The sequence below is a fragment of the Sediminibacterium roseum genome, from assembly GCF_009939005.1.
GTDB classification, from domain to species: domain Bacteria; phylum Bacteroidota; class Bacteroidia; order Chitinophagales; family Chitinophagaceae; genus Sediminibacterium; species Sediminibacterium roseum.
In genome coordinates this window covers 742,225-762,897 of record NZ_JAACJS010000002.1, presented here as the reverse complement: position 1 = coordinate 762,897, position 20,673 = coordinate 742,225, and the positions used below count along the sequence as shown (strand labels likewise).

The window sequence follows — 20,673 nt, the reverse complement described above, 5'->3', positions numbered from 1 at the left end:
TTGAAAAAGCAGCGGCCATCATTTTTAAAATGATGGCCGCTGTTTACCGGTTTGCTGTTAAATGATGTGCCTGTCGTTTGCATCCCACCATACAAACCGATAGCATCAAAAGGTTTTCGAACCATTGGCCTGGTATACAAAACGGAACGTGTAAAACCTCGAAACATCGTTTGCAGATGGTGTAGCGGGTGCGTTCTTGTAATAACTGAGGATCTCAACCTTTGCGTATTTGCCCGTTGCCGTTCTGATCACGAGAATGTTCCCGGGGATAGGCGAAATGATGTTGGTATTGAAATCATAGTTGTACCATCCGTTGCCGGATCCTGTTTTGATCGCGGGCGCTGCCGATGCATCTGTACGGAAAACAGAATCCGCCGGTATGGTTTTAAAATTATCGAATGTGGTTGCTTTCTGAACATAGGCGCCACCTGCACCCGGCCCGCTTGTTCCGCTGTTTGTGATGATGCTGGTGCTGCGCACGGCAATGTCCCATTTGGTTGTGTTGGAGTCTGCCAGGGGCACAACTTCATTCCGCTCGAGCGAAAAGAAAGTATAGTGGTTATCGGTTCCTTCTCCGGGTATATTTTTTCCCTGCGAAGTAGTTAACAATACGGTTCCGGTATCGTCTTTTTTTGTGCACGATGCGAATGTTACCGCCAGCAAAACGAGCGATGCGAATTTGGTAAGGTTCTTTTTCATCAATGTGTATTTTTATTTGTTAGGATTGTTCAATGCGTAAGAAACGGTTGCGTAACAGGTGATGCCCGGTTGGTTTGCCTGGTAAACTTTGTCCTGGTAATTCAACAGGTTGTCTACACCTGCTTTAATGCCAAGCCCGTTTTTAAAATGGATACCCGCGCTTAGGTTGAGTTGCAACATGGCTTTCGCATATTCATCGTCGCGGTTCAAGATTAGGTTGCCGTCTTTATCTGCTACTCCCCAGCGGCCCCGGTAAACGGCGCGTGCCGTTGCAAACCAGTTGCTCTTCTCGTAAAAGAACTTGAGGTTGGCCATGTGTTTTGAACGATCGGTCAAGCCACCATATTCATTTCGTTTTACTTCTTCCGACACAAGTGACCCTTGTTTTTTTCCATACAATTGGCCTGCCTTGATCTGTCGCAATACCTCCTTGTCTGCGGTGATCATAAACTGGTAACCGGCTTCTGCACGCAAGTTCTTTGTAAAATGATAGGTCACTTCACTTTCCGCACCTTCTGTGAATGCGCTGTTGACGTTGAAATAACTGTACACCGGCGCGCCTGTTGTTTTTGTAGCTATGATCCTGGTAACGATCAGGTTCGAGATATCGTTCCGGAACACATTCAGCTTGATGCCCAATTTCCTGCTGAATTGATACGTTGCGCCAACGTTTAAACCTGTTGAATACTCCGGCTTCAACAATTGCAACTGGTAGCCAAACGCGGAAATGTCTGCAAGAATACCCGCTGTTTTCTGTTGTTCAAGTTGTGCAAACGTAATTTCATTCGCCCCATAAACAGTATAACCGCCCGCCGCGTTGTTGGTGAAGTTGAGATACAATTGCCTGAAATCAGGCGCTTTGAACCCTGCACCATACGATGCTGTAAGTGCGAGTTTCGAATCTGCCTTGTAACGCAAGGCAAGTTTCGGGCTGAGCCTGCTCGCATACGCCGCGTTATCATCGTAGCGGATCCCCGCAATGGCGGTGAGTTTACCGGAGAACCGATGCTCATCCTGCAGAAAAACATAAGCGATATGGTTTGTGCGGATACCCGAGTACCGGTTCGTATTCAACCGCTCCCATGTATAGCCGCCGCCGGCTGAAAGATTGTTGGAAGAACCGATGTTAAGATCTGTCTGCGACTCAACCCTTGAGAAGCGTTGCTGGAAAAAATCGTCGTAATACAAACTGTTGTTGCTTTTCAGGTAGTCCTTTGCTTCTGATTGAAACTGGGAAAAATAAGTCCTGATTGTTGTTCTTAGGTTTGCGTTCACCTTATAAGACACAAACGGAGCAAGATTGTATTCTTTTATGTCAGGGTTTCCATACGCAATGTCTGAACCGGTACTGTACAGGTCGTTCTGCTTCTCGTAGAAATAACGGAAACCCAAGCCTGCCTTCAGGTTGGCGCTGAATTCCTGTTGGATCTTCACTTGCCCTGTGTAGTTGTAAAATGGATTAACGGTTTTCCCTACGGTCGCATTTGAATTTGAAAACCCGTCAGAGCTGTTCCTGTTGCCAAAAGCTGAAAAGCTAAAACCCTTGTGTTTAAAGGATCCTGAGAGATTTGCATCGATGCTGCTGTATTTTGCATAGCGGAGCGATGCATCCAGCGCGCTGTTCGAAGCGTTTTGCGTGATGATATTGATCACACCGCCCATCGCCTCGCTTCCATACAAACTCGAAGAAGGGCCTTTTACGATCTCGATCTTCTTTATGTTGTTAACGGTGATGCGGTTCAGATCGAGCACGCCGCCATTTCTTCCCACGAGCGGTTCGCCGTCTACCAATATCAAAACATAATCAGGCGATAAACCCTGCACCTGCACACCATTGCCAAAACTGTTGGTGATATACAATCCCGGCTGTTCCTGCAAAATATTATTCAGCCGCAACGATCCGCTTTGCTGTATTGTTTTGCCGGAAATCACTTTTACAGGTACGGCAACATTGGATAATTTTCTTTCTGTTTTGGTAGCCGTAACCACCACTTCATCGAGCTCGGTAAAAGACGCCGTATCTTTTTGCTGCGCAAGAACAAATCCGCCGGCAAAAGTGAAAAGGATGAGCAATAGCTGTTTCTGGTACATGTAATTTCATTTACGTTGAAGGAAAGGCACGGCCATCACCGGGGTTTACACACGGTGCAAGGCTTACCAGTAAAAGGTTGATTTATCCCGGCTTAATTTTTTGCCGATACCGTTCGCGTATCCGGCTGAACAAACTTCTGCAGTACCTGTGTTATTCTTTCTTTGAGTTGCGATGCAGATAAATTTTCTTTCTGCAGTTTGTCAAACTCCTGTCCCATCGATCGCTCCTGCACCTTTGCCAAAAGATGAACTGTATTTTTTCCATTCAGTATTTCATCCCATGCGCTGCGCACTTCTTTCCAGAAAGCTTCGTTCTTCGCCCACCATTTTTTCGCGGGATCGCAGTTGCTTTCGTTTGACTTGTGGTAGATGTTAAACCCTTTCTCCTGCACAAGCAGTTGGTCGGCTTTTCCATCCGCCCTCAGTATTTTGTTGTTGTCCTGCTCATGCACCCACCCCGTATCGGTAATGATGATGCGGTTGCCTCTCTGCAGTACATTGTAATCGCTGCGTGATGAATATTCTCTTCGTGGTAATGGCGCATCGGCCGTGTTCTGCCAGTAAAATTTATTGTCGTTACTGATCCATTTGCTGCTGCCCTGGTAGCGTGGGCCATCATCCGTTTCCCAAACGGTTTGTGTCCATTCGCCTTTAACGGCCTCGTTTGATGTTACGTGTTTCCACGATGCATCGTGGTTGAATACGAGCCAGTCTTTCTTTTCGTATTCCCAGTCTTCGCGCCAGTGCTTTACGATCACGCTGTCGTTGATCACGAGCAGGTGTTGCAGAACAATTTTTTTATCGCTCCACTCGATCGGGAAAACCCATTCGAGTCCGTGTGCATCGTAAGGTTTTTTAAAAGAGTATGCGCTGTTGGGAGAGAAGGTTTCGGCATACATAAAATCTACATCAAAACACCCGCAAAGGCTTTTGATGGCATCTTTTTCCTTTTTGCTTTGCGCAAACGAAGTAGTGATAAGCAGCGTTGCCACAAACAGGAACAATATCTTCTTCATACAGTTAATTTGTTTTTACGAATGCAAATTTGCATCGACACAATGAGCGCCGGATGCCGCATCGGGAAAAAGGTTTACGGGAAGAGGAAAAGGATGTTGTGCGCGTCACGAAACTGTCAGGAACAATTTCAAATTTGTTGCATCACCTTGAACAACAGGTTGAAGTTCGAAACAACGATAACTGTAATTATTGAATCAATATACTTTTGAATCGTGAAAACAAATTAAGGATCACGCCGTTCAAAAAGATCAAGCAACTGCTGCGTTTTCATTTCTGTATCCGCATGCTGGAGCATTTCGTAAAGATCGTTCAACTCCTGTTCGGAGAGTATGATCTGGACCGACTTACAGGGCGTTGCGATCACGATGCATTTTGTATGCTGATCGACAACAGGAAGATGCGTTTCTTTTTTCCAGCAAACAAGATCGTAGAAAGCGCGATAGTCGATGCAGTTCAGCGTCAGCATCGTACTGCCAAAGCAAACACGGAGATGGTTGCACTCGGCGCACTCGATCACGTACCCATTATCATCGAAATACCAGCTTTTGAAATTGCACATGTTGTACCGGTTTAGCATGCAAATATGAAAACCACCCGTGCCATAAGCTTGCAAAATGCGGAAATCAGCTTACGGAATGAGGAAATACAGAAACTACCAGGCATTTCCACCTTTCTCCCTGACGCCAATCGGTTAAAAAAACCGTTAAATAGGGAAGAATTTTACCGTCAATATCCCATCATCAATTTTTATCATGTATATGGGCGCAAACTACTGCGCGCCAACCAATCCATTACGTCGATGCTGCAGGGCAAAGATTCTTCCAAACACTTTTACAATTTACAGCCCCGACAAACCCGCCCTGGCCGTTTACCTTAAAAAAGGAAACGAGCCCGATGCCAATTCGGTGTCTGCCCTGCCTAAAACCAAGGTGGTGGGTTATTCAACGGTAAAAGAGTTCTATTCGCCCGATTATTCCGTGGCCGAAAACCGCAGGGCGGCGCTCGACAAACGCACGACCCTGCTCTGGCAGCCTTATCTTTTTACAGACAGGAACAACCAGAAGATCACGGTGAGCTTTTACAACAACGACATTTCCACCGATCTCTACCTGGTACTGGAGGGCATGTACGAAGCCGGTAAACTGGTGAGGGTGGAGAAAATGCTGAAATAAGGCGCAGTCCGGCCCGGGAAAAGCTTGTTTTACGCCGAAAACCGTAAAAAACGAAAAAGCCCACCGGGCGCGGGCCATGGCTTATAGCTTATACCCGTAAAATCCTTACCTTTGCAGCCCAAATTTTAAAATTATTTACCATGGCGTCTGTAACAAGGGAGAACATCGGGCTTTTGAACGACAAGCTGACGGTTCAGCTTACCAAAGAAGATTATTATAGTGGCTTTGAACAAAGCCTGAAGAAATATGCAAAAACGGCGAACATTCCCGGGTTTCGCAAAGGAATGGTTCCTGCGGGACTGGTTAAGAAAATGTATGGCCAGGGCGTTTTCAGCGATGAGATCCTCCGCAAAGTGGAAGGCGAGCTGAACAACTACCTCAACAACGAAAAACTCGAAATCTTTGCGCAGCCATTGCCCCTGGACAATGACGCAGCCAAACTGGATATGAACAATGCCGGCGATTACACTTTTTCTTTTGAAGTGGGCTTGAAACCGGAAGTGACCGTAGATCCTAAAAAGATCAAAGTAACCCGATACAAGATCGAGGTTACCGATGCAATGGTACAGGAAGAAGTGGAGCGCCTCCAGGTGCGGAACGGTAAAATGACCGAGCCGGAAACGGTTACCGGTGACGACAACGTTCTGAACGTAAAATTCATCGAATCCGACAAAGACGGCAACGAAACAGAGGGCGGTGTGAGCAAAGACAATTCCCTGCTGGTTAAATATTTTGAGGAAAAAACACGCAAAAAATTCATCGGGAAGAAAAACGATGATTCGGTTGTCATTCAACTGAGCAAAGCCTTTGGCGAAAAAGAACTCGAAGCCATACTGGGTGATCTTGGTTTGACGAAAGACGATGCGGACAAATATTTCAAGCTCCAGATCACAAAAGTTGGCCTGGTTGAGAAAGCAGCGCTCGACGAGGCATTTTTTGCAAGCGTATATCCAAACAACGAGATCAAAACAGAAGCTGATTTCCGCGCAGCGGTAAAAGCAGAGATAGAAAATCATTTTGAGCAGCAGGCAAAAAACCAGGTGTACGACCAGATCTACCACGAGCTGGTTGATCATTCAAAGCTCGAGTTCCCTGAATCCTTCCTGAAACGCTGGTTGCAAACCGGTGGCGAAAAACCAAAGACTGCCGAAGAGGCAGAAGCGGACTACCCGAATTTTGCCAACCAGCTGAAATGGACCCTGTTCAGCAGCAAGCTCATTGAAGACAATAAGATCGAGGTTTTGCCGGAAGACATCCGCGAGTTTGCAAAGCAACAACTGTTCAGTTACATGGGTGGCCAGCTGGGCGCGCTCGGTGATAACCAGCAGTGGGTTGACGATTATGCGAACCGTATGATGCAGGACAGGAAATTCGTAGAAGACAGCTACCACCGCATCAGCACGGATAAAATGTTTACCGCGCTTGAGGGCCAGGTAACTTCGAAAGAAGAAAAGATCAGCGCAGAAGAATTCGCGAAAAAACTGCACCACCACCACCATTAATCACCGTAACAACCCCGCGACGGAGTTGTACCCAGAGGATAAATCATACGCCGGGCCTTCGTGGTCCGGCTTTTTTATAGAAAAAAGTCGACCGGAGCGCAAAGCCGGCAAACACCAAACCGCCACATTGTCGTAGCCAGGGCGTTTGCATAGTATTTGCCATAGAAATGGTTCTGAAATAGCAAATCACTTATCTTCAAAGCGAAAATAGAAAGAAATGAATCAAGGAAAAGAATTCGAAAAATACGCTGTCAAACACCGCGGTATCAGCAGCGCCACTTTGCATAATTACCAAACCAATGGATTTACGAACCTGACCCCTTACATCATTGAGGAAAGGCCCCTGAATGTGGCCAGTATGGACGTGTTCAGCCGCCTGATGATGGACCGCATCATCTTTCTTGGTGAGGGCATCAACGATTACGTGGCCAATATCGTTACCGCACAGCTCTTGTTTCTTGAGAGTACCGACCGGACACGCGATATCCAGATGTACATCAACAGCCCGGGCGGAAGCGTTTATGCCGGGCTCGGTATTTACGACACGATGCAGTTCATCAGTCCGGACGTGGCCACCATCTGTACCGGTATTGCCGCCAGCATGGGCCAGATCCTTCTCTGCGCCGGGGTTCACGGGAAACGTACCGCGCTGCAGCACAGCCGCGTGATGATTCACCAACCGAGCGGTGCGATTGGCGGACAGGCAACGGATATCGAGATCACTGCAAGGGAGATCAAGAAATTGAGGCATGAACTGTATACGATTACGGCGTTGCATGCCGGCAAGGACGTTTCAGAGATCGAGCGCGACAGTGACCGTGATTTCTGGATGACGGCGCCCGAGGCCAAAGAATATGGGTTGATCGACGAGGTATTGTATACGAATCCAAGAAAAGAAAAAAAGAGCTGATACGGGAACCGTAGACAGCAATTGACCAACCACGCGCGATTGAGGATTACCTATTTAAAGACCAAAAAAATCAAAAAAATGAGCAACCTGAAATATACAGCAAACCCTTTCCTGATGAATGACGACGACGAAAATGAAGACGATCCCAAACCAAAAGAAGACAAACAGGGGCCGGTTGACGATTTTATGAATAAACGTCTCGAGAAGATGTTCTTTGAGAAAAGGGCGGTTTATCTCTGGGGCGTGGTAGATGACAAATCTGCCCGTGAGATCGTGACCAAACTGCTTTTGCTGGATGCGGATAAGACCGAGGAGATCAAATTCTACATCAACAGCCCGGGTGGCGTTGTAACCAGTGGCATGGTAATTTATGATACTATGCAGTTGATCGAAAGCCCGGTAAGTACGGTTTGTATGGGATTGGCAGCGAGTATGGGTTCTATATTATTGAGTGCGGGAACAAAAGGCAAACGGTTTGTGTACCCGCATGGCGAGGTGATGATCCACCAGCCGAGCCTTGGCGGATATTTCCAGGCAACCAGCGCAGATATTGAGATACAGGCCAACCAGATCATCAAAACCAAGGAGATCGGTGCGAGGATCCTGGCCGAGAATTGCGGTAAAACAGTTGAGCAGGTAATGAAAGATTTCAACCGCGACTACTGGATGAATGCCGAAGAAGCCGTTAATTATGGCATCGTGGATGCTGTTTTGAGGAAAATCTAGGCCGGAACCTACCAGGCAGGCAGCTTTTACAATAGAAAATACGTTCAGCAACCTGAACTGTTATAGCTTTGCAACGAATAGCGGGAAAGACGTGTCTGTAAAAAGGCAGGGTGTGCGAAGGAAAAAAACAAATTATGGCGAAAGCATCACAATTACACTGTTCATTTTGTGGCCGCAACCGGGATGAGGTCAAGATCCTCATTGCCGGGCAGGATGGCCATATCTGCGAGAACTGTGTGGAACATGCGCAGGAGATCATTGCGCAGGAGCTTAGCTCCAAACAGGAAGGCAGCAGCACAGGCAACAATTTCAAACTCAATGTGCGCCGCCCGGCCGAGATCAAAAAATTTCTCGATGAGTACGTGATCGGGCAGGACGATGCCAAAAAGGTATTGTCGGTGGCCGTATACAACCACTACAAAAGGGTCAACAACAGGCAGCAGCAGGATGAAGTTGAGATAGAAAAAAGCAACATCATTATGGTGGGCGAGACCGGCACAGGCAAGACCCTGCTGGCCAAAACCATCGCCCGATTGCTCAACGTTCCATTTGCGATCGTGGATGCCACCGTATTTACCGAAGCGGGTTATGTAGGCGAAGACGTAGAAAGTATGCTTACACGGCTCCTGCAAAACTGCAATTACGATGTGGCGGCTGCAGAACGTGGTATCGTGTATGTTGATGAACTGGATAAAATCGCCCGCAAAGGCGACAACCCTTCTATTACCCGCGATGTGAGTGGTGAAGGTGTTCAGCAGGGATTGTTGAAAATGCTCGAAGGAACGGAAGTACTGGTTCCACCACAGGGCGGACGCAAGCATCCCGAACAAAAAATGATAAAAGTAGATACGAAAAATATCCTTTTCATCTGCGGAGGTGCGTTTGATGGCATCGACAAAGTGATCGCCCGGAGGGTCAATACAAATGCGATCGGCTTCAGCGTAAACAAGGAAGAACAGGAGCACCAGCGTAAAAACCTGCTGCAGTTTATCAATGCGCAGGACCTGAAAAGCTTTGGGCTGATACCCGAACTGCTGGGCCGTTTGCCGGTGATCACACACCTCAACCCGCTCGATACCGAAACACTCAGGAACATCCTTACCGTACCTAAAAACTCACTCATCAAACAATTCACCAAGCTGTTTGAACTGGAAGGTATTGAACTGGTGATCGATGACGAGGTATTCGACTTTATGGTGAAGAAAGCCCTCGAGTACAAACTTGGCGCAAGAGGATTGCGCAGCATCTGCGAAAGCATTCTAACCGACGCGATGTTCGAGCTGCCAGGCACGGATGTGACCAAACTGCACATTACGCTCACGTATGCGGAGCAGATGTTCAGTAAGAGCAAGCTTTCTATTTTAAAAGTTGCCTAAACACAGGAATACATTTTTTACCAAAGCGATGGGAATAACTTCTTATCGCTTTTTTATTTTCAGCGAGTAATTTCGATGGAGATAGAAAACGGAATTTACCAACCCTTCAAATTTCTCCCCATGAACGAACTCATTGAACGCCTCGTTAAAGAAGCCAACCTGAATACGGAACAGGCCCACAAAGCTGTTGAAACCATCGCCAATTTTGTAAAAGAAAAGTTCCCGATGCTGGGCGGGGCAGTGGACCAGGTGTTTTCTGCGGGCAGTAAAAGCGATGACTAACGAAACATCGAACGGTGGCCTGGCATAGCTTTATACTGTGGCAAGCCACTGATTTTTTTCGGCAATTAGCAGGGCATTTTGATCGTAAACGCGCTCCCCTTTCCAGGCTCGCTTTCAATGATCAGTTCGCCGCCGGCTTTGGAGATCAGGTCGCGGCAAAGCATCAGCCCAAACCCACTCCCTTTTTCGTAGGATGTTCCCGTGGTGTTGTAGTATTGTTTGGCGTTCACCTTCTCGATATCGGCCTGCGTCATACCTATGCCGGAATCTTTTACGGTCAGGTACAGGTGGTTTCCTTCTGTGTGCGATGTTAATTCGATAAACCCGCCTTCATTGGTAAACTTGATCGCGTTGCTGATGAGGTTGCGGCACACGATGCGGATCATTTCCTTTTCCGTGACAATGGTAAGCTCGGGATCGATCAGGTTTTTCAGTTCAATTTTTTTCTTACCCAACGGCAGGCTGTGTTCTTCCTGCAGCGTTTTCATCAGCTGGTACAAACTTACCGTCACTTTATCGTCTTCTTTCCCTTCCATCTGGCCTTTGATCCAGAACAACAGGTTATCAAGGAGAGATGTCGTTCCCAAGTACTGTGTTTCCAGCAGCTGCAGCAGGCGGTCCGCTTCTTCCGGCGGAACCATGCCCTGGTTTACGAGGTTCAATACACCTTTTGTATTAACCAATGGCGTGCGGAGATCGTGCGAGATGATCGAGAGGAGTTTGTTTTTTGTTTTGTTATCCGTTTCGAGCAATTGGTTCTGGTGCGAGATCTCTTTGTTGAGCTGGTCAAGCGAAGCAGAGTTCTTTTCTATGATCTCGTTCTTCTGTTTCAGCTCCTTGCCAAAGAAGCGTTGGCGCTGGTAGTTCACCAGGGCAAGCACGGCCAGTACGGCAACGATGATCAGGATAAAAGTACCCACGGTAATGATGAGTAACTGGTCTTTCTGAACCTGCCTTTGTTTCTCAACCTCTTTTTCGGCATTCGTGTTCTTCGCGTCCTGGTTCTTGATCACGTCAATAAAATTGTTGGCGTATTCTTTCTCGTTCTCCGCCTGCGCTTTCAGCACCTTTACGAGCGAATCCTGCCACTGCGCAGCTTTCAGGATCTCTCCTTTCTGGCGATATGCATCCACAACTTTGGTGGCCGCATCCTTCAAAAGATTCAATGCAGAAACAGAGGCTGCGTTGCCGTATGCTTTTTTAGCCATGTCGATGGAAGCATCCATATTGTGCTGTTTCATGAACATGGATGAGAGCTGGAGCTGGTTCAACGCGATCCCGTACTTGTCTTTGAGCAGGCTGTCTTTTGCGAGCGATTTATTAAAATACGATTCTGCCGAGCTGAAATTGTTGCGCTGCGATTCTAGTATGCCTAGGTTGTAATACGATTTCTTTTCACCGTAGGCATATTTGTTATCAATACTGATGCGAAGGGCGTCTTTAAAAAGCTGTTCCGCTTCGTTCAGTTCTTTCATGCTGGTGGCAATGGTGCCCAGGCTGTTTTTGATGTTGGCAATCTCCTGCTTGTTGTCTATGCCGATGTATACACGAAGCGACTGGTTGTAAAGATTGATGGCCTCATCCATTTTGCCGTCCATCTGCATGGACAGGGCTATTTGCTGGCTTACCTTGGCAATGCTCAGCGTGTCTTTGAGCGTACGAAACAACTGCAGCGCCCTGTAGTAGGTAGAAAGTGCTCTTTTATCGTAGCCGATCTGGTTAAAGATCCCTCCCTCGTAGAGATAGGTGGTGGCAAGCCCTTTCTGGTAATTGGAGGCCACTGCAAGGTTCTCGGCGTTAAAGAGGTTATTGAGCGCCAGGGCCACATCAAATCGTTTCTGCCTGAAAGCGAGCTCGTTAAGGGAATCGATTTTTTTTATTTCGGAAGGAGGCGGTTTCTTATCTGCGGCCCCTGCTTTCGTAAAATGAAGACAGGCAGACACGACGAACAACACGAGTATATGTAAGCGGTTAGTTTTTGTCACAGTTTTACTACAAATGGTCGAGAAAGTTAATTAAATAAATTAAAAGACGTAATAAAAAAGCCCTCGTTGGAGGGCTTTTGATATAAGCAAGCAATCGAAAAGAGACTATCCATGAAGAACCTCTCTTGAGATCACCAGTTTCTGGATCTCAGAAGTTCCTTCTCCAATAGTACACAATTTTGCGTCACGGTAGTACTTCTCAACCGGAAAATCTTTTGTGTACCCATAACCCCCAAAGATCTGGACTGCATCGTTGGCTGTTTTTACTGCGATCTCGCTGGCGTAATACTTTGCCATGGCGCCTTCCTTGGTCACTTTTGCGCCGCGCTTTTTAAGGTCGCAGCACTGCCAGATCAGCAGATCGGCCGCAGCAATTTCGGTTGCCATGTCTGCTAATTTGAAGCTGATACCCTGGAAATTCGAGATCGGCTGGTCAAATTGATGCCTTTCCTGCGAATATTGAAGCGCCGCTTCATAAGCGCCTTTGGCTATGCCGGCCGAAAGCGCTGCAATGGAGATCCTTCCTCCATCGAGTATTTTCATCGCCTGCCTGAAACCATCGCCTACCTCGCCAAGCCGGCTTGAATCGGGTATACGGCAATTTTCGAAGATCATTTCGGCTGTTTCGCTGGCACGCATGCCGAGTTTGTTTTCTTTTTTGCCGGCCGAAAAGCCCTGGGTTCCGCGTTCTACCACAAACGCCGTGGAGTTTCCACTGGTTCGTGGTTCGCCTGTACGGCAGATCACCACGGCTATATCACCTGATTTGCCATGTGTGATCCAGCTTTTGGTGCCATTGAGCAACCAATGATCGCCGTCTTTAACCGCGATAGTCTTCATGTTCCCCGCATCGCTGCCTGTATTGGGCTCTGTGAGTCCCCAGGCGCCGATCCATTCCGCCGTTGCGAGTTTGGGAAGCCATTGTTTTTTTTGCGGTTCCGTTCCAACGGTGAGAATATGATTGGTGCAAAGCGAGTTGTGCGCAGCCACGCTCAAACCGATCGAGCCACAAACCTTGGCGATCTCCTGTATCACCGCGTTATACTCAAAATAACTCAATCCTGCGCCGCCGTACTCTTCAGGAACGAGAACGCCCATCATACCCAGCTTACCCAGTTCCCTGAACAGTTCGATGGGAAAAGTCTGCGACTCATCCCATTCCATTACATGCGGCCTGATGTATTGGTTGGCGAAATCCTTCGCAGTCTGGGCCACCTGTTGGGTCAATTCATCCGGTTGAAAATTCATAATGGGTATGGTTTAAATAGACGGAGGTTGCCTAAGAACAAGCAATCGTTACTCGGCAACCTCCTTTAAACAAACTATTGTTTGTTAGTATTCGGCAAAAATAGGGGAATCGGGGTTACAACCAAACAGAATTTACGGTTCCTGCATAATTTGTGTTTTTAATAAGAAAGAGGCGGTTTTATTCCAGCCTTTTCTGGTTCTTGTGTATTTCCCTGTACCGGGTTACCGTATCGATCTTACGGACCTCCACGATCAGGATCTCTAACCGAATTTTGACTTCCTTGAACCCGGAAGCAGTGGTGCGCTCCGAAACATCCACCCGTATTTCGAGGCGGCTTATTCTTTCTTCAACAAGGGTTATTCTTTCTTCAAGAATGGTAATTCGTTGTTCAACGACATCCATTCGCTTTTCAAGCGCATCCATTCTTTTTTCAAGAATATCCATTCTTTTCTCGAGAGCATCCATCCTCTTCTCAAGAATATCAATTCTTCTTTCAAGAGCATCCATCCTTTTCTCGAGAGCATCCATTCGTTTTTCGAGAGCATCCATCCTCTTCTCAAGAATATCAATTCTTCTTTCAAGAGCATCCATCCTTTTCTCGAGAGCATCCATTCGTTTTTCGAGAGCGTCCATCCGCTTCTCAAGAACATCCATTCTTTTTTCGAGTGCGTCCATCCTCTGCGCAAGAACATCCATTCGCTTTTCGAGAGCGTCCATTCTCGTCTCGAGAACATCCATTCTATTCCCGAGGGATTCCATTCTCGCCTCGAGAACATCCATTCTATTCCCGAGGGATTCCATTCTCGCCTCGAGAACATCCATTCTATTCCCGAGGGATTCCATCCTCGTCTCGAGAACATTCATTCTCGTTTCAAGAACATCCATCCTCTTTTCAACGCTATCAAACCCCACCACCACCAACTCTTTTATTTCCACCATTTGTATCGAAAGATTGGAAAGTATCTTTTCCAGGTTTGTTACATTCACTTCCATAAGATTTGTTTTGAGTCGCATGCAAAGATAAACACGGAACCAGCGCTGATCTTCACACCTGACATGTTGTTAGATTAAGATGAACGATGCAATCGATTCATCCTTTTAATTAATGATGAGAAACGGCGAAATGCGCGCAAACAAAGTGTCACTTATCAAACTGATCTTTTTAAGATCAACGACCGATTGATAAGGCCCGTTCTGTTTCCTGTAAACGATCACGGCTTTCGCCACCGCATCTTCTACCTGCAGTTTTCTTTTCAGGTCGTAGGCCGACACCAGGTTCAAATCCAATTTGGGCAACGATCGTTCATCCGTTCTTAAATAAGGATGTATACGCTGGTATACCGAATCCGCCAACCCATAGGTTTTCCGAACCTCATCAACCGAAACAAAACCACCCGCATGCTCCCTGAATTTCAGAATGCGTTTCGCCAGCACCACGCCTATTCCCGGCAGCATTTTCCATTCTTCTTCTGTTGCGGTATTGATATCGATCGCAACTATTTTTCTGCCCGCCGGTCTAACTGAGGTCTCTTCTTTGGTGGGTGCATCATTTCGAACGGTTTCCTTTTCCTCCATCCGTACCAATGGGATCAACCGATCTGCATCTTCTTTTTTGATACCCCAGATCTTATGAATGTCTGCCGCACTGCGAAACCGCCCGCCTTTGCTCCTGTAGTTGATGATCGTGCGCGCAGTCTTCGCCGGCAAACCCAATCGCTGCCAATCCTCCTGCGTGATCGTATTCGGGTCAAAAAAGAAATTTTCTTTTTTAACAACTGTACGCTCTTTGTGCCCAACCGATCCGTAAGAAGACCCGGCGGGTTCCTCCATGCTATCGCCCACCTGCCTTGCAGTCCTGGCAATGTATGACGCCAATACAGGATTTACCGGTGGCGGTTTGCGCCTGGCTGGATAGAAATAAGGCATCGCAATAAAACATGCGATCAACAGCAGCAGCACCCCAATGGCTATGCGCTCTTTCTTGCTGAATGTAAAATAGTCTTTGATGACCCTCTTCATACCGTAACATTTTAATTGTTCGTGTATTTAAAGGAGGCTACAGGCAGATCTTTAATCCATCATACGCGAGCCGTATGTGTGCCGGTAATTCGCGGTTGATGTCTTGGTGTTTTCCTAGCTGGTGACTGATGTGTGTAAAATATACTTGCGGCACCGCAAGCTCATTGGCAAGTGACACTGCATCCGAAAGCGTAAAATGCGACAGGTGCGTTTCTTTGCGGAGCGCATTGAGCACAAGAACGGCGGATCCTTTTATCTTTTCTTTCTCCGCTGCGTCAATATAATTCGCATCGGTGATGTACGTAAAATCCCCGAACCTGAAACCCAGTACCGGCATCTTATGGTGCATCACCTGTATGGGCCGCACCTCTATATCACCCACTTCAAACGGCGATGTATCGATCGTGACCAGGTTCAGCTGCGGAACACCGGGATACGTTTTTTCTGAAAATGCATAATAGAAATCGCGTTTGATGGCTTCGCCGGTCAGGAGGTTGGCGTAGATATCCATCGCCCGCTCATCAAAAAAATTGAAGGCACGCACATCATCCAAACCTGCAATATGGTCTTTGTGCGGGTGCGTGTAAATGATCGCATCGAGGTGTCTGGTTTTTGTGCGCAACATCTGGTAGCGGAAATCGGGTGTTGTATCCACCACGAGCCTTGTGCCGGCCGATTCTACAAGTATGCTGCTGCGCAGGCGCTTGTCGTGCGCATCGGCCGATGTACATACTGCACACTCACAACCGATCATCGGTATCCCGGTACTCGTTCCTGTTCCCAAAAAAGTTATGGTAAGAGATGCTGCGCTCACAATTCAAATCTAAGCCAATTCCGGCAAGAGAGAATAGCGTATTTACCGTAGGTATTTGCCGAGGCTATGCTTCGGTGGCTGCTTTTTTTATTACCTCTTCGTAGAGTTTCTGCGATTCGTGGGTAAGTTTATCGAACTCGATCTCGAGCTGCGGGATGATTTCCATCAGCGTGTTGATCCTTCCTTCAACGCTGAGGAATTTGTTCAGCACCACGATCTTCCTCGCTTCCAGCAGGCACCAGCCGCTTTGGAAAGTTCCACGCTCGTATCTCACTACATACCCCGATTCCCCGAGGATATCGCCCAATTTATCTAGAGTTCCCTGTGTGTATTTCATACCGTTTGTCTGAATGGTCTGTCGTGATCTGTCTCACCCTACAAAGATAACGAAAGACAAAAGCACCCAAAACGGCAAATACCCAGTAGTTATTCACATTTAACAGCGCGTTGGGCCTTGTATTCGCCTCCTCTAAACCATTATTTACGACGATTTGCTCACCATCTTAATGATCGGCACGATCATCTCCTCCAGGCTGATGCCGCCATGCTGGAATGTGTTCCTGTAATAATTCACATAATGATTGTAATTATTCGGGTAACAAAGAAACCCATCCTCTTTCGCGAAAATGAACGACGAATTCACATTCGGCACCGGTAACCCCGCCTCTTTGGGGTCGCGGAAAGCCAGCACATCCCTCGCCTCAAAATTCAGATTGCGCCCATGCTTGTAACGCAGGTTTGCCGTGGTCTGCTTGTCGCCGATCACCTTGTGCGGCGTATTTACACGCACACTTCCATGGTCTGTGGCAAGAATCACTTTCACTTTCTTGTCGGCAATCTTTTTCAGCGCCTGGTGCAGCGGGCTGTGTTCAAACCAGCTTCGCGTAATGCTCCTGTAACTGGTTTCATCGCTCGCAAGTTCCTTCAGCACTTCCATTTCGGTGCGGGCATGACTGAGCATGTCCACGAAATTATATACGATGATGTTCAGGTCGTTTTGCAGCAGGTTGTGTATGTTACTCACCAGTTGCTGTCCATCCTGGTGGTTCACAATTTTGTTGTAACTGAAACGGATGTCGTCTTTCTTCAACCGCTTCAGCTGCGCCCTGAAAAATTCTTCTTCAAACAGGTTTTTCCCGCCCTCTTCATCATCGTTTTTCCATTGTTGCGGAAATTGTTTTTCGATATCGATCGGAAGCAGCCCTGCAAAAATAGCATTGCGGCAATATTGTGTTGCAGTAGGGAGTATAGAATAAAACGTTTCCTCTTCCAGGATCCTGAAACTCTCTGCAAATATGGGTTGTATGGCTTTCCACTGATCGTAACGAAGGTTATCGATCAACACAAAAAATGTGGGCTCTCCCTTTTCTACATGCGGCAATACCTTGAACTGGAAAAGATGATTGCTCATGATCGGCGCCGAAAAACTTTTCGGGTCGAGCCACGATGTATAATTTTTGGTGATGAATTTGCAGAACTCCGTATTCGCCTCCTGTTTCTGCGTATAAAACACTTCGCGCATTTCGGGGCTATCGCTTTTTTCCATCTCCAGCTCCCAATACACTAATTTTTTATAGAGCTCCATCCATTCATTGTAATCGGGGTTGTTGTTCAGCGCCATAAACAACTCGCGGAACTGCTGCTGGTAGGCCGTTGTGGTTTTTTCTGCCACCAGCCGTTTGTTATCGATGATCTTCTTCAGGCTCAGCAAAACCTGGTTGGGGTTAACGGGCTTGATCAGGTAATCGGTGATCTGGCTGCCGATGGCATCGTCCATCAGGTTCTCCGTTTCATTTTTGGTGATGAGCACCACGGGAATACTCGTGTTCGCCTCTTTTATCCGCGCCAGCGTTTCAAGACCGGTGATGCCGGGCATCGTTTCATCCATCAATACCACATCTACAGGATTCACTTTTACGTATTCGATGGCATCAAAGCCATTGGTAAACGTTACCACTTCATACCCCTTGTTTTCGAGAAACATCTTCTGCGATTGCAGGCTCTCGATCTCATCATCTACCCAAACGATTTTTGCTATGGCCATTCTGGTTGGTTTTTTGAAACGGTGTGCGGCAGACCCATGGCAATAGCCCAGGGCCGGATCATTAAAATTACGAAATCAGTTAGTAGAAATGGCTGCGATAAGATTGTTTTAAACCGGGGCCGGTTGTTTGCACAATAAGTAAATCTATGGCATCGGCATTCTTATTTGTACTTTTGCAGACGGAGATGAATTGATTTAACAAATCTTCAACAGGCCTGAACTTTTGAAAGTTGAAACTTTCAAAACTATCTTGCCTTCCTGGATTCTCGTCTCCTGCATTTATACAACTATGTCTATCAAAAAAAGAAAAATAATCAACGACCCTGTTTACGGGTTCATCACCATCAACCACCCTTTGATCTTTTCCATCATCGCCCACCCCTATTACCAGCGTTTGCGGAGGATCCAGCAGATGGCAATGGCGCAGTTGGTGTATCCCGGTGCAGTGCACACCAGGCTGCACCATTCGCTCGGCGCCTACCACCTGATGTGTAATGCGGTGATGGAACTGCGCAGCAAAGGGGTTGAGATAACCGAAGAAGAAGAGACTGCCGTAAAAGCAGGTATTTTACTGCACGATATCGGCCATGGGCCCTTTTCGCACGCACTCGAACACATTGTGGTAAAGGGCGTTCACCACGAACAGCTATCGCTGCAGATCATGCAGGTGATCAACGAGGAACTGGACGGGCAGCTCGATCTCACCATTAAAATATTCACCGATCAATACCACAAACCGTTCCTGCACCAGCTCATCAGCGGGCAACTGGATGTAGACAGGATGGATTACCTGAGCCGCGACAGCTTTTATTCCGGCGTAAGCGAAGGCGTGATCGGCTACGACCGCATACTCAAAATGCTGGTGGTACACAATGGCCAGCTGATGGTAGAAGAAAAAGGCATTTACAGCGTTGAAAAATTCCTGGTGGCCCGGCGGCAGATGTACTGGCAGGTTTACCTCCACAAAACCGTGGTGGCCGCCGAAAAGATGCTGGTAAAAATACTGGAACGCGTTCGCGCCATTTACCGGGAGGAGGATGAAATGCTTTCGACCCTGTCGGACCTGGATTTTTTCCTCGGAAAATTCAATGGAGAGATGAATACTGCGGCGCTCGAAAAATTCTGTTCGATAGATGACCATGATGTGATGCATGCCATCAAAAGATGGAGCAAACACCCCGATAAAATACTATCGCTTCTCTGCACCCGTTTTCTCAACCGCAAACTGTACAAGGCAAGGATCCAGGCCGAGCCGTTCGATGAAAATTATATCGAAAAGAAAAAACACGAAACGGCGGAGAAATTCGGCATCGGAATGGAAGACATCGGTTATTTCTGCTTCACCGGGGAGGCCACCAATACGCTGTACCAGACAAAGGATGAACGCATCAACATCCTGTTCAAAGACGGTACGGTAAAGGATATTTCGGGCATTGAAAATGCGCTCATCCAGCAAAACCTTTCCGCCGCGGTTAAAAAATTTTACATTTGTTTGCTGGATTAATTTGTGGCAGACAGACCATAGTAGCTAGTTTTACGTTTATATTTAAGACACAAGGCCCCCCGCTCACCGCCCGTGGCCACGAACCATAACAGACCACAGACCAGAAAATGCAATTCACCGCCACCCAAATAGCCCTGCTCATCAATGGCAAACTCGAAGGCAATGCCGACGCCACAGTGGCTACTTTCGGTAAAATAGAAGAGGCCGGCGCGGGCCAGTTGTCGTTTCTCGCCAATCCCAAATACGAAGAATACCTGTACAATACCAATGCATCGGTGATCATCGTCAACGATTCACTGGAGCTCAGGCAACCGGTTTCGGCCACGCTCATCCGTGTGCCGGATGCCTATACCGCCTTCGCCACCCTTCTTTCCAAATACCAGGAGCTGAAAACACAGCAGCTGGCAGGTATCCAGCAACCCAGTTACATTGCGCCAACAGCCGTTACGGGAGATAATATTTTCGTAGGCGCATTTGTCTACATCGGGGAGAAAGCAGTGATCGGCAACAACGTAAAACTCTTTCCCGGCGTGGTTTTGGGCGATAATGTAAAAGTGGGCGACAATACCATTCTGCATGCCGGTGTTAAGATATATGTAGACTGCGTGATCGGGAAAAATGTGACCATCCACGCAGGCACCGTTGTTGGAAGCGATGGCTTTGGCTATGCGCCGCAACCCGATGGCAGCTACCAGAAAGTTCCGCAGATCGGCAACGTGGTGATCGAAGATTTTGTGGAGATCGGCGCCAACACTACGATCGACCGTGCAACCATCGGTTCTACGATCATAAAAAAAGGCGTTAAGCTCGATAACCTGATACAGATCGCACACAATGTAGAAGTGGGATCCAATACCGTAATAGCCGCACAGGCAGGGGTAAGCGGAAGCACCAAGCTGGGTAAAAACGTATTGATCGGCGGACAGGTAGGCATTGTTGGCCATCTCTCTATCGCCGACGGCACCAAGATCAACGCCCAGAGCGGCGTAACCAAATCGGTTAAGGAACCCAACAAAGCGCTCAACGGCTCCCCGGCACACGATTATTCTGCCTCGCTTCGTCTGCAAAGCATGACCCGCAACCTTCCCGAACTTGAAAAAAGGGTTAAAGAACTGGAAAAACTGGTGGAACAACTCCTCGCCGGCCGCGGAAATGGCTGAAAAGTCTGATTAACCGTCGCGAAAACCTATTTTTGCTGAATATATTTTCGAAAACAATGCCTGTCGGATAAAACATAACGGCAGGCAGGTTGGCGATCTTTAGCTATTGCCGGCTCCAAAACA

19 protein-coding genes are annotated in these 20,673 nt (G+C 47.4%); 8 read left to right on the top strand and 11 right to left on the bottom strand.

The window, feature by feature from the left end:
* Nucleotides 1-105 precede the first annotated feature (105 nt).
* The 4 genes from GWC95_RS03355 to GWC95_RS03340 all read right to left on the bottom strand — a co-directional run bounded on the left by GWC95_RS03355 (nucleotide 106) and on the right by GWC95_RS03340 (nucleotide 4,366).
* Nucleotides 106-699: an HmuY family protein gene (locus GWC95_RS03355; protein WP_161817250.1), complete on the bottom strand. Its 594-nt coding sequence runs from the start codon at nucleotides 697-699 to the stop codon at nucleotides 106-108.
* Nucleotides 700-711: 12 nt separating this feature from the next.
* Nucleotides 712-2,790, bottom strand: a complete 2,079-nt coding sequence (locus GWC95_RS03350) for a TonB-dependent receptor plug domain-containing protein (RefSeq protein ID WP_161817249.1) — start codon at nucleotides 2,788-2,790, stop codon at nucleotides 712-714.
* 92 nt (nucleotides 2,791-2,882) lie between these two features.
* A complete protein-coding gene (locus GWC95_RS03345) occupies nucleotides 2,883-3,806 on the bottom strand; it encodes a DUF6607 family protein (protein ID WP_202630193.1) in 924 nt (307 codons plus the stop codon).
* A gap of 224 nt (nucleotides 3,807-4,030) precedes the next feature.
* The gene (locus tag GWC95_RS03340; RefSeq protein WP_161817248.1) at nucleotides 4,031-4,366 is read right to left on the bottom strand and encodes a DUF6686 family protein; all 336 of its coding nucleotides are present in this window, start codon (nucleotides 4,364-4,366) and stop codon (nucleotides 4,031-4,033) included.
* 199 nt (nucleotides 4,367-4,565) lie between these two features.
* On the opposite strand from GWC95_RS03340, the gene GWC95_RS03335 reads away from it, so the two are divergent.
* The 6 genes from GWC95_RS03335 to GWC95_RS19575 all read left to right on the top strand — a co-directional run bounded on the left by GWC95_RS03335 (nucleotide 4,566) and on the right by GWC95_RS19575 (nucleotide 9,775).
* A complete protein-coding gene (locus tag GWC95_RS03335; RefSeq protein ID WP_161817247.1) occupies nucleotides 4,566-4,979 on the top strand; it encodes a hypothetical protein in 414 nt (137 codons plus the stop codon).
* Between the two features lie 140 nt (nucleotides 4,980-5,119).
* Nucleotides 5,120-6,481: a trigger factor gene (gene tig, locus GWC95_RS03330; protein ID WP_161817246.1), complete on the top strand. Its 1,362-nt coding sequence runs from the start codon at nucleotides 5,120-5,122 to the stop codon at nucleotides 6,479-6,481.
* 217 nt (nucleotides 6,482-6,698) lie between these two features.
* Nucleotides 6,699-7,391 (top strand): ATP-dependent Clp protease proteolytic subunit, encoded by a 693-nt coding sequence (locus GWC95_RS03325; RefSeq protein WP_161817245.1) that lies wholly within the window; start codon nucleotides 6,699-6,701, stop codon nucleotides 7,389-7,391.
* Between the two features lie 78 nt (nucleotides 7,392-7,469).
* Entirely contained in the window at nucleotides 7,470-8,117 is a 648-nt protein-coding gene (locus GWC95_RS03320) for a ClpP family protease (protein ID WP_202630192.1), read from the top strand.
* A 134-nt stretch (nucleotides 8,118-8,251) separates the two neighbouring features.
* Nucleotides 8,252-9,493, top strand: coding sequence for an ATP-dependent Clp protease ATP-binding subunit ClpX (gene clpX, locus GWC95_RS03315; RefSeq protein ID WP_161817244.1), 1,242 nt, complete (start codon nucleotides 8,252-8,254; stop codon nucleotides 9,491-9,493).
* Between the two features lie 120 nt (nucleotides 9,494-9,613).
* A complete protein-coding gene (locus tag GWC95_RS19575; RefSeq protein ID WP_202630191.1) occupies nucleotides 9,614-9,775 on the top strand; it encodes a hypothetical protein in 162 nt (53 codons plus the stop codon).
* A 65-nt stretch (nucleotides 9,776-9,840) separates the two neighbouring features.
* Here GWC95_RS19575 and GWC95_RS03310 read toward each other — a convergent pair whose 3' ends face one another.
* The 7 genes from GWC95_RS03310 to porX all read right to left on the bottom strand — a co-directional run bounded on the left by GWC95_RS03310 (nucleotide 9,841) and on the right by porX (nucleotide 17,886).
* Nucleotides 9,841-11,760: an ATP-binding protein gene (locus GWC95_RS03310; RefSeq protein WP_161817243.1), complete on the bottom strand. Its 1,920-nt coding sequence runs from the start codon at nucleotides 11,758-11,760 to the stop codon at nucleotides 9,841-9,843.
* Between the two features lie 105 nt (nucleotides 11,761-11,865).
* Entirely contained in the window at nucleotides 11,866-13,008 is a 1,143-nt protein-coding gene (locus GWC95_RS03305; RefSeq protein WP_161817242.1) for an acyl-CoA dehydrogenase family protein, read from the bottom strand.
* Nucleotides 13,009-13,186: 178 nt separating this feature from the next.
* Entirely contained in the window at nucleotides 13,187-14,002 is an 816-nt protein-coding gene (locus tag GWC95_RS03300; RefSeq protein WP_161817241.1) for a coiled-coil domain-containing protein, read from the bottom strand.
* 105 nt (nucleotides 14,003-14,107) lie between these two features.
* Nucleotides 14,108-15,028 carry a ComEA family DNA-binding protein gene (locus GWC95_RS03295; RefSeq protein WP_161817240.1) on the bottom strand — a complete coding sequence of 307 codons (921 nt, stop codon included), beginning with the start codon at nucleotides 15,026-15,028 and terminating at the stop codon, nucleotides 14,108-14,110.
* A 37-nt stretch (nucleotides 15,029-15,065) separates the two neighbouring features.
* Nucleotides 15,066-15,842 (bottom strand): MBL fold metallo-hydrolase, encoded by a 777-nt coding sequence (locus GWC95_RS03290; protein ID WP_317164076.1) that lies wholly within the window; start codon nucleotides 15,840-15,842, stop codon nucleotides 15,066-15,068.
* 64 nt (nucleotides 15,843-15,906) lie between these two features.
* Nucleotides 15,907-16,179 carry a hypothetical protein gene (locus GWC95_RS03285; RefSeq protein ID WP_161817239.1) on the bottom strand — a complete coding sequence of 91 codons (273 nt, stop codon included), beginning with the start codon at nucleotides 16,177-16,179 and terminating at the stop codon, nucleotides 15,907-15,909.
* Nucleotides 16,180-16,323: 144 nt separating this feature from the next.
* Nucleotides 16,324-17,886: a T9SS response regulator signal transducer PorX gene (porX, locus tag GWC95_RS03280; RefSeq protein ID WP_161817238.1), complete on the bottom strand. Its 1,563-nt coding sequence runs from the start codon at nucleotides 17,884-17,886 to the stop codon at nucleotides 16,324-16,326.
* A gap of 289 nt (nucleotides 17,887-18,175) precedes the next feature.
* On the opposite strand from porX, the gene GWC95_RS03275 reads away from it, so the two are divergent.
* Nucleotides 18,176-19,390: an HD domain-containing protein gene (locus GWC95_RS03275; protein WP_161817237.1), complete on the top strand. Its 1,215-nt coding sequence runs from the start codon at nucleotides 18,176-18,178 to the stop codon at nucleotides 19,388-19,390.
* Nucleotides 19,391-19,497: 107 nt separating this feature from the next.
* Entirely contained in the window at nucleotides 19,498-20,550 is a 1,053-nt protein-coding gene (lpxD, locus tag GWC95_RS03270; RefSeq protein WP_161817236.1) for a UDP-3-O-(3-hydroxymyristoyl)glucosamine N-acyltransferase, read from the top strand.
* Nucleotides 20,551-20,673: the final 123 nt, after the last annotated feature.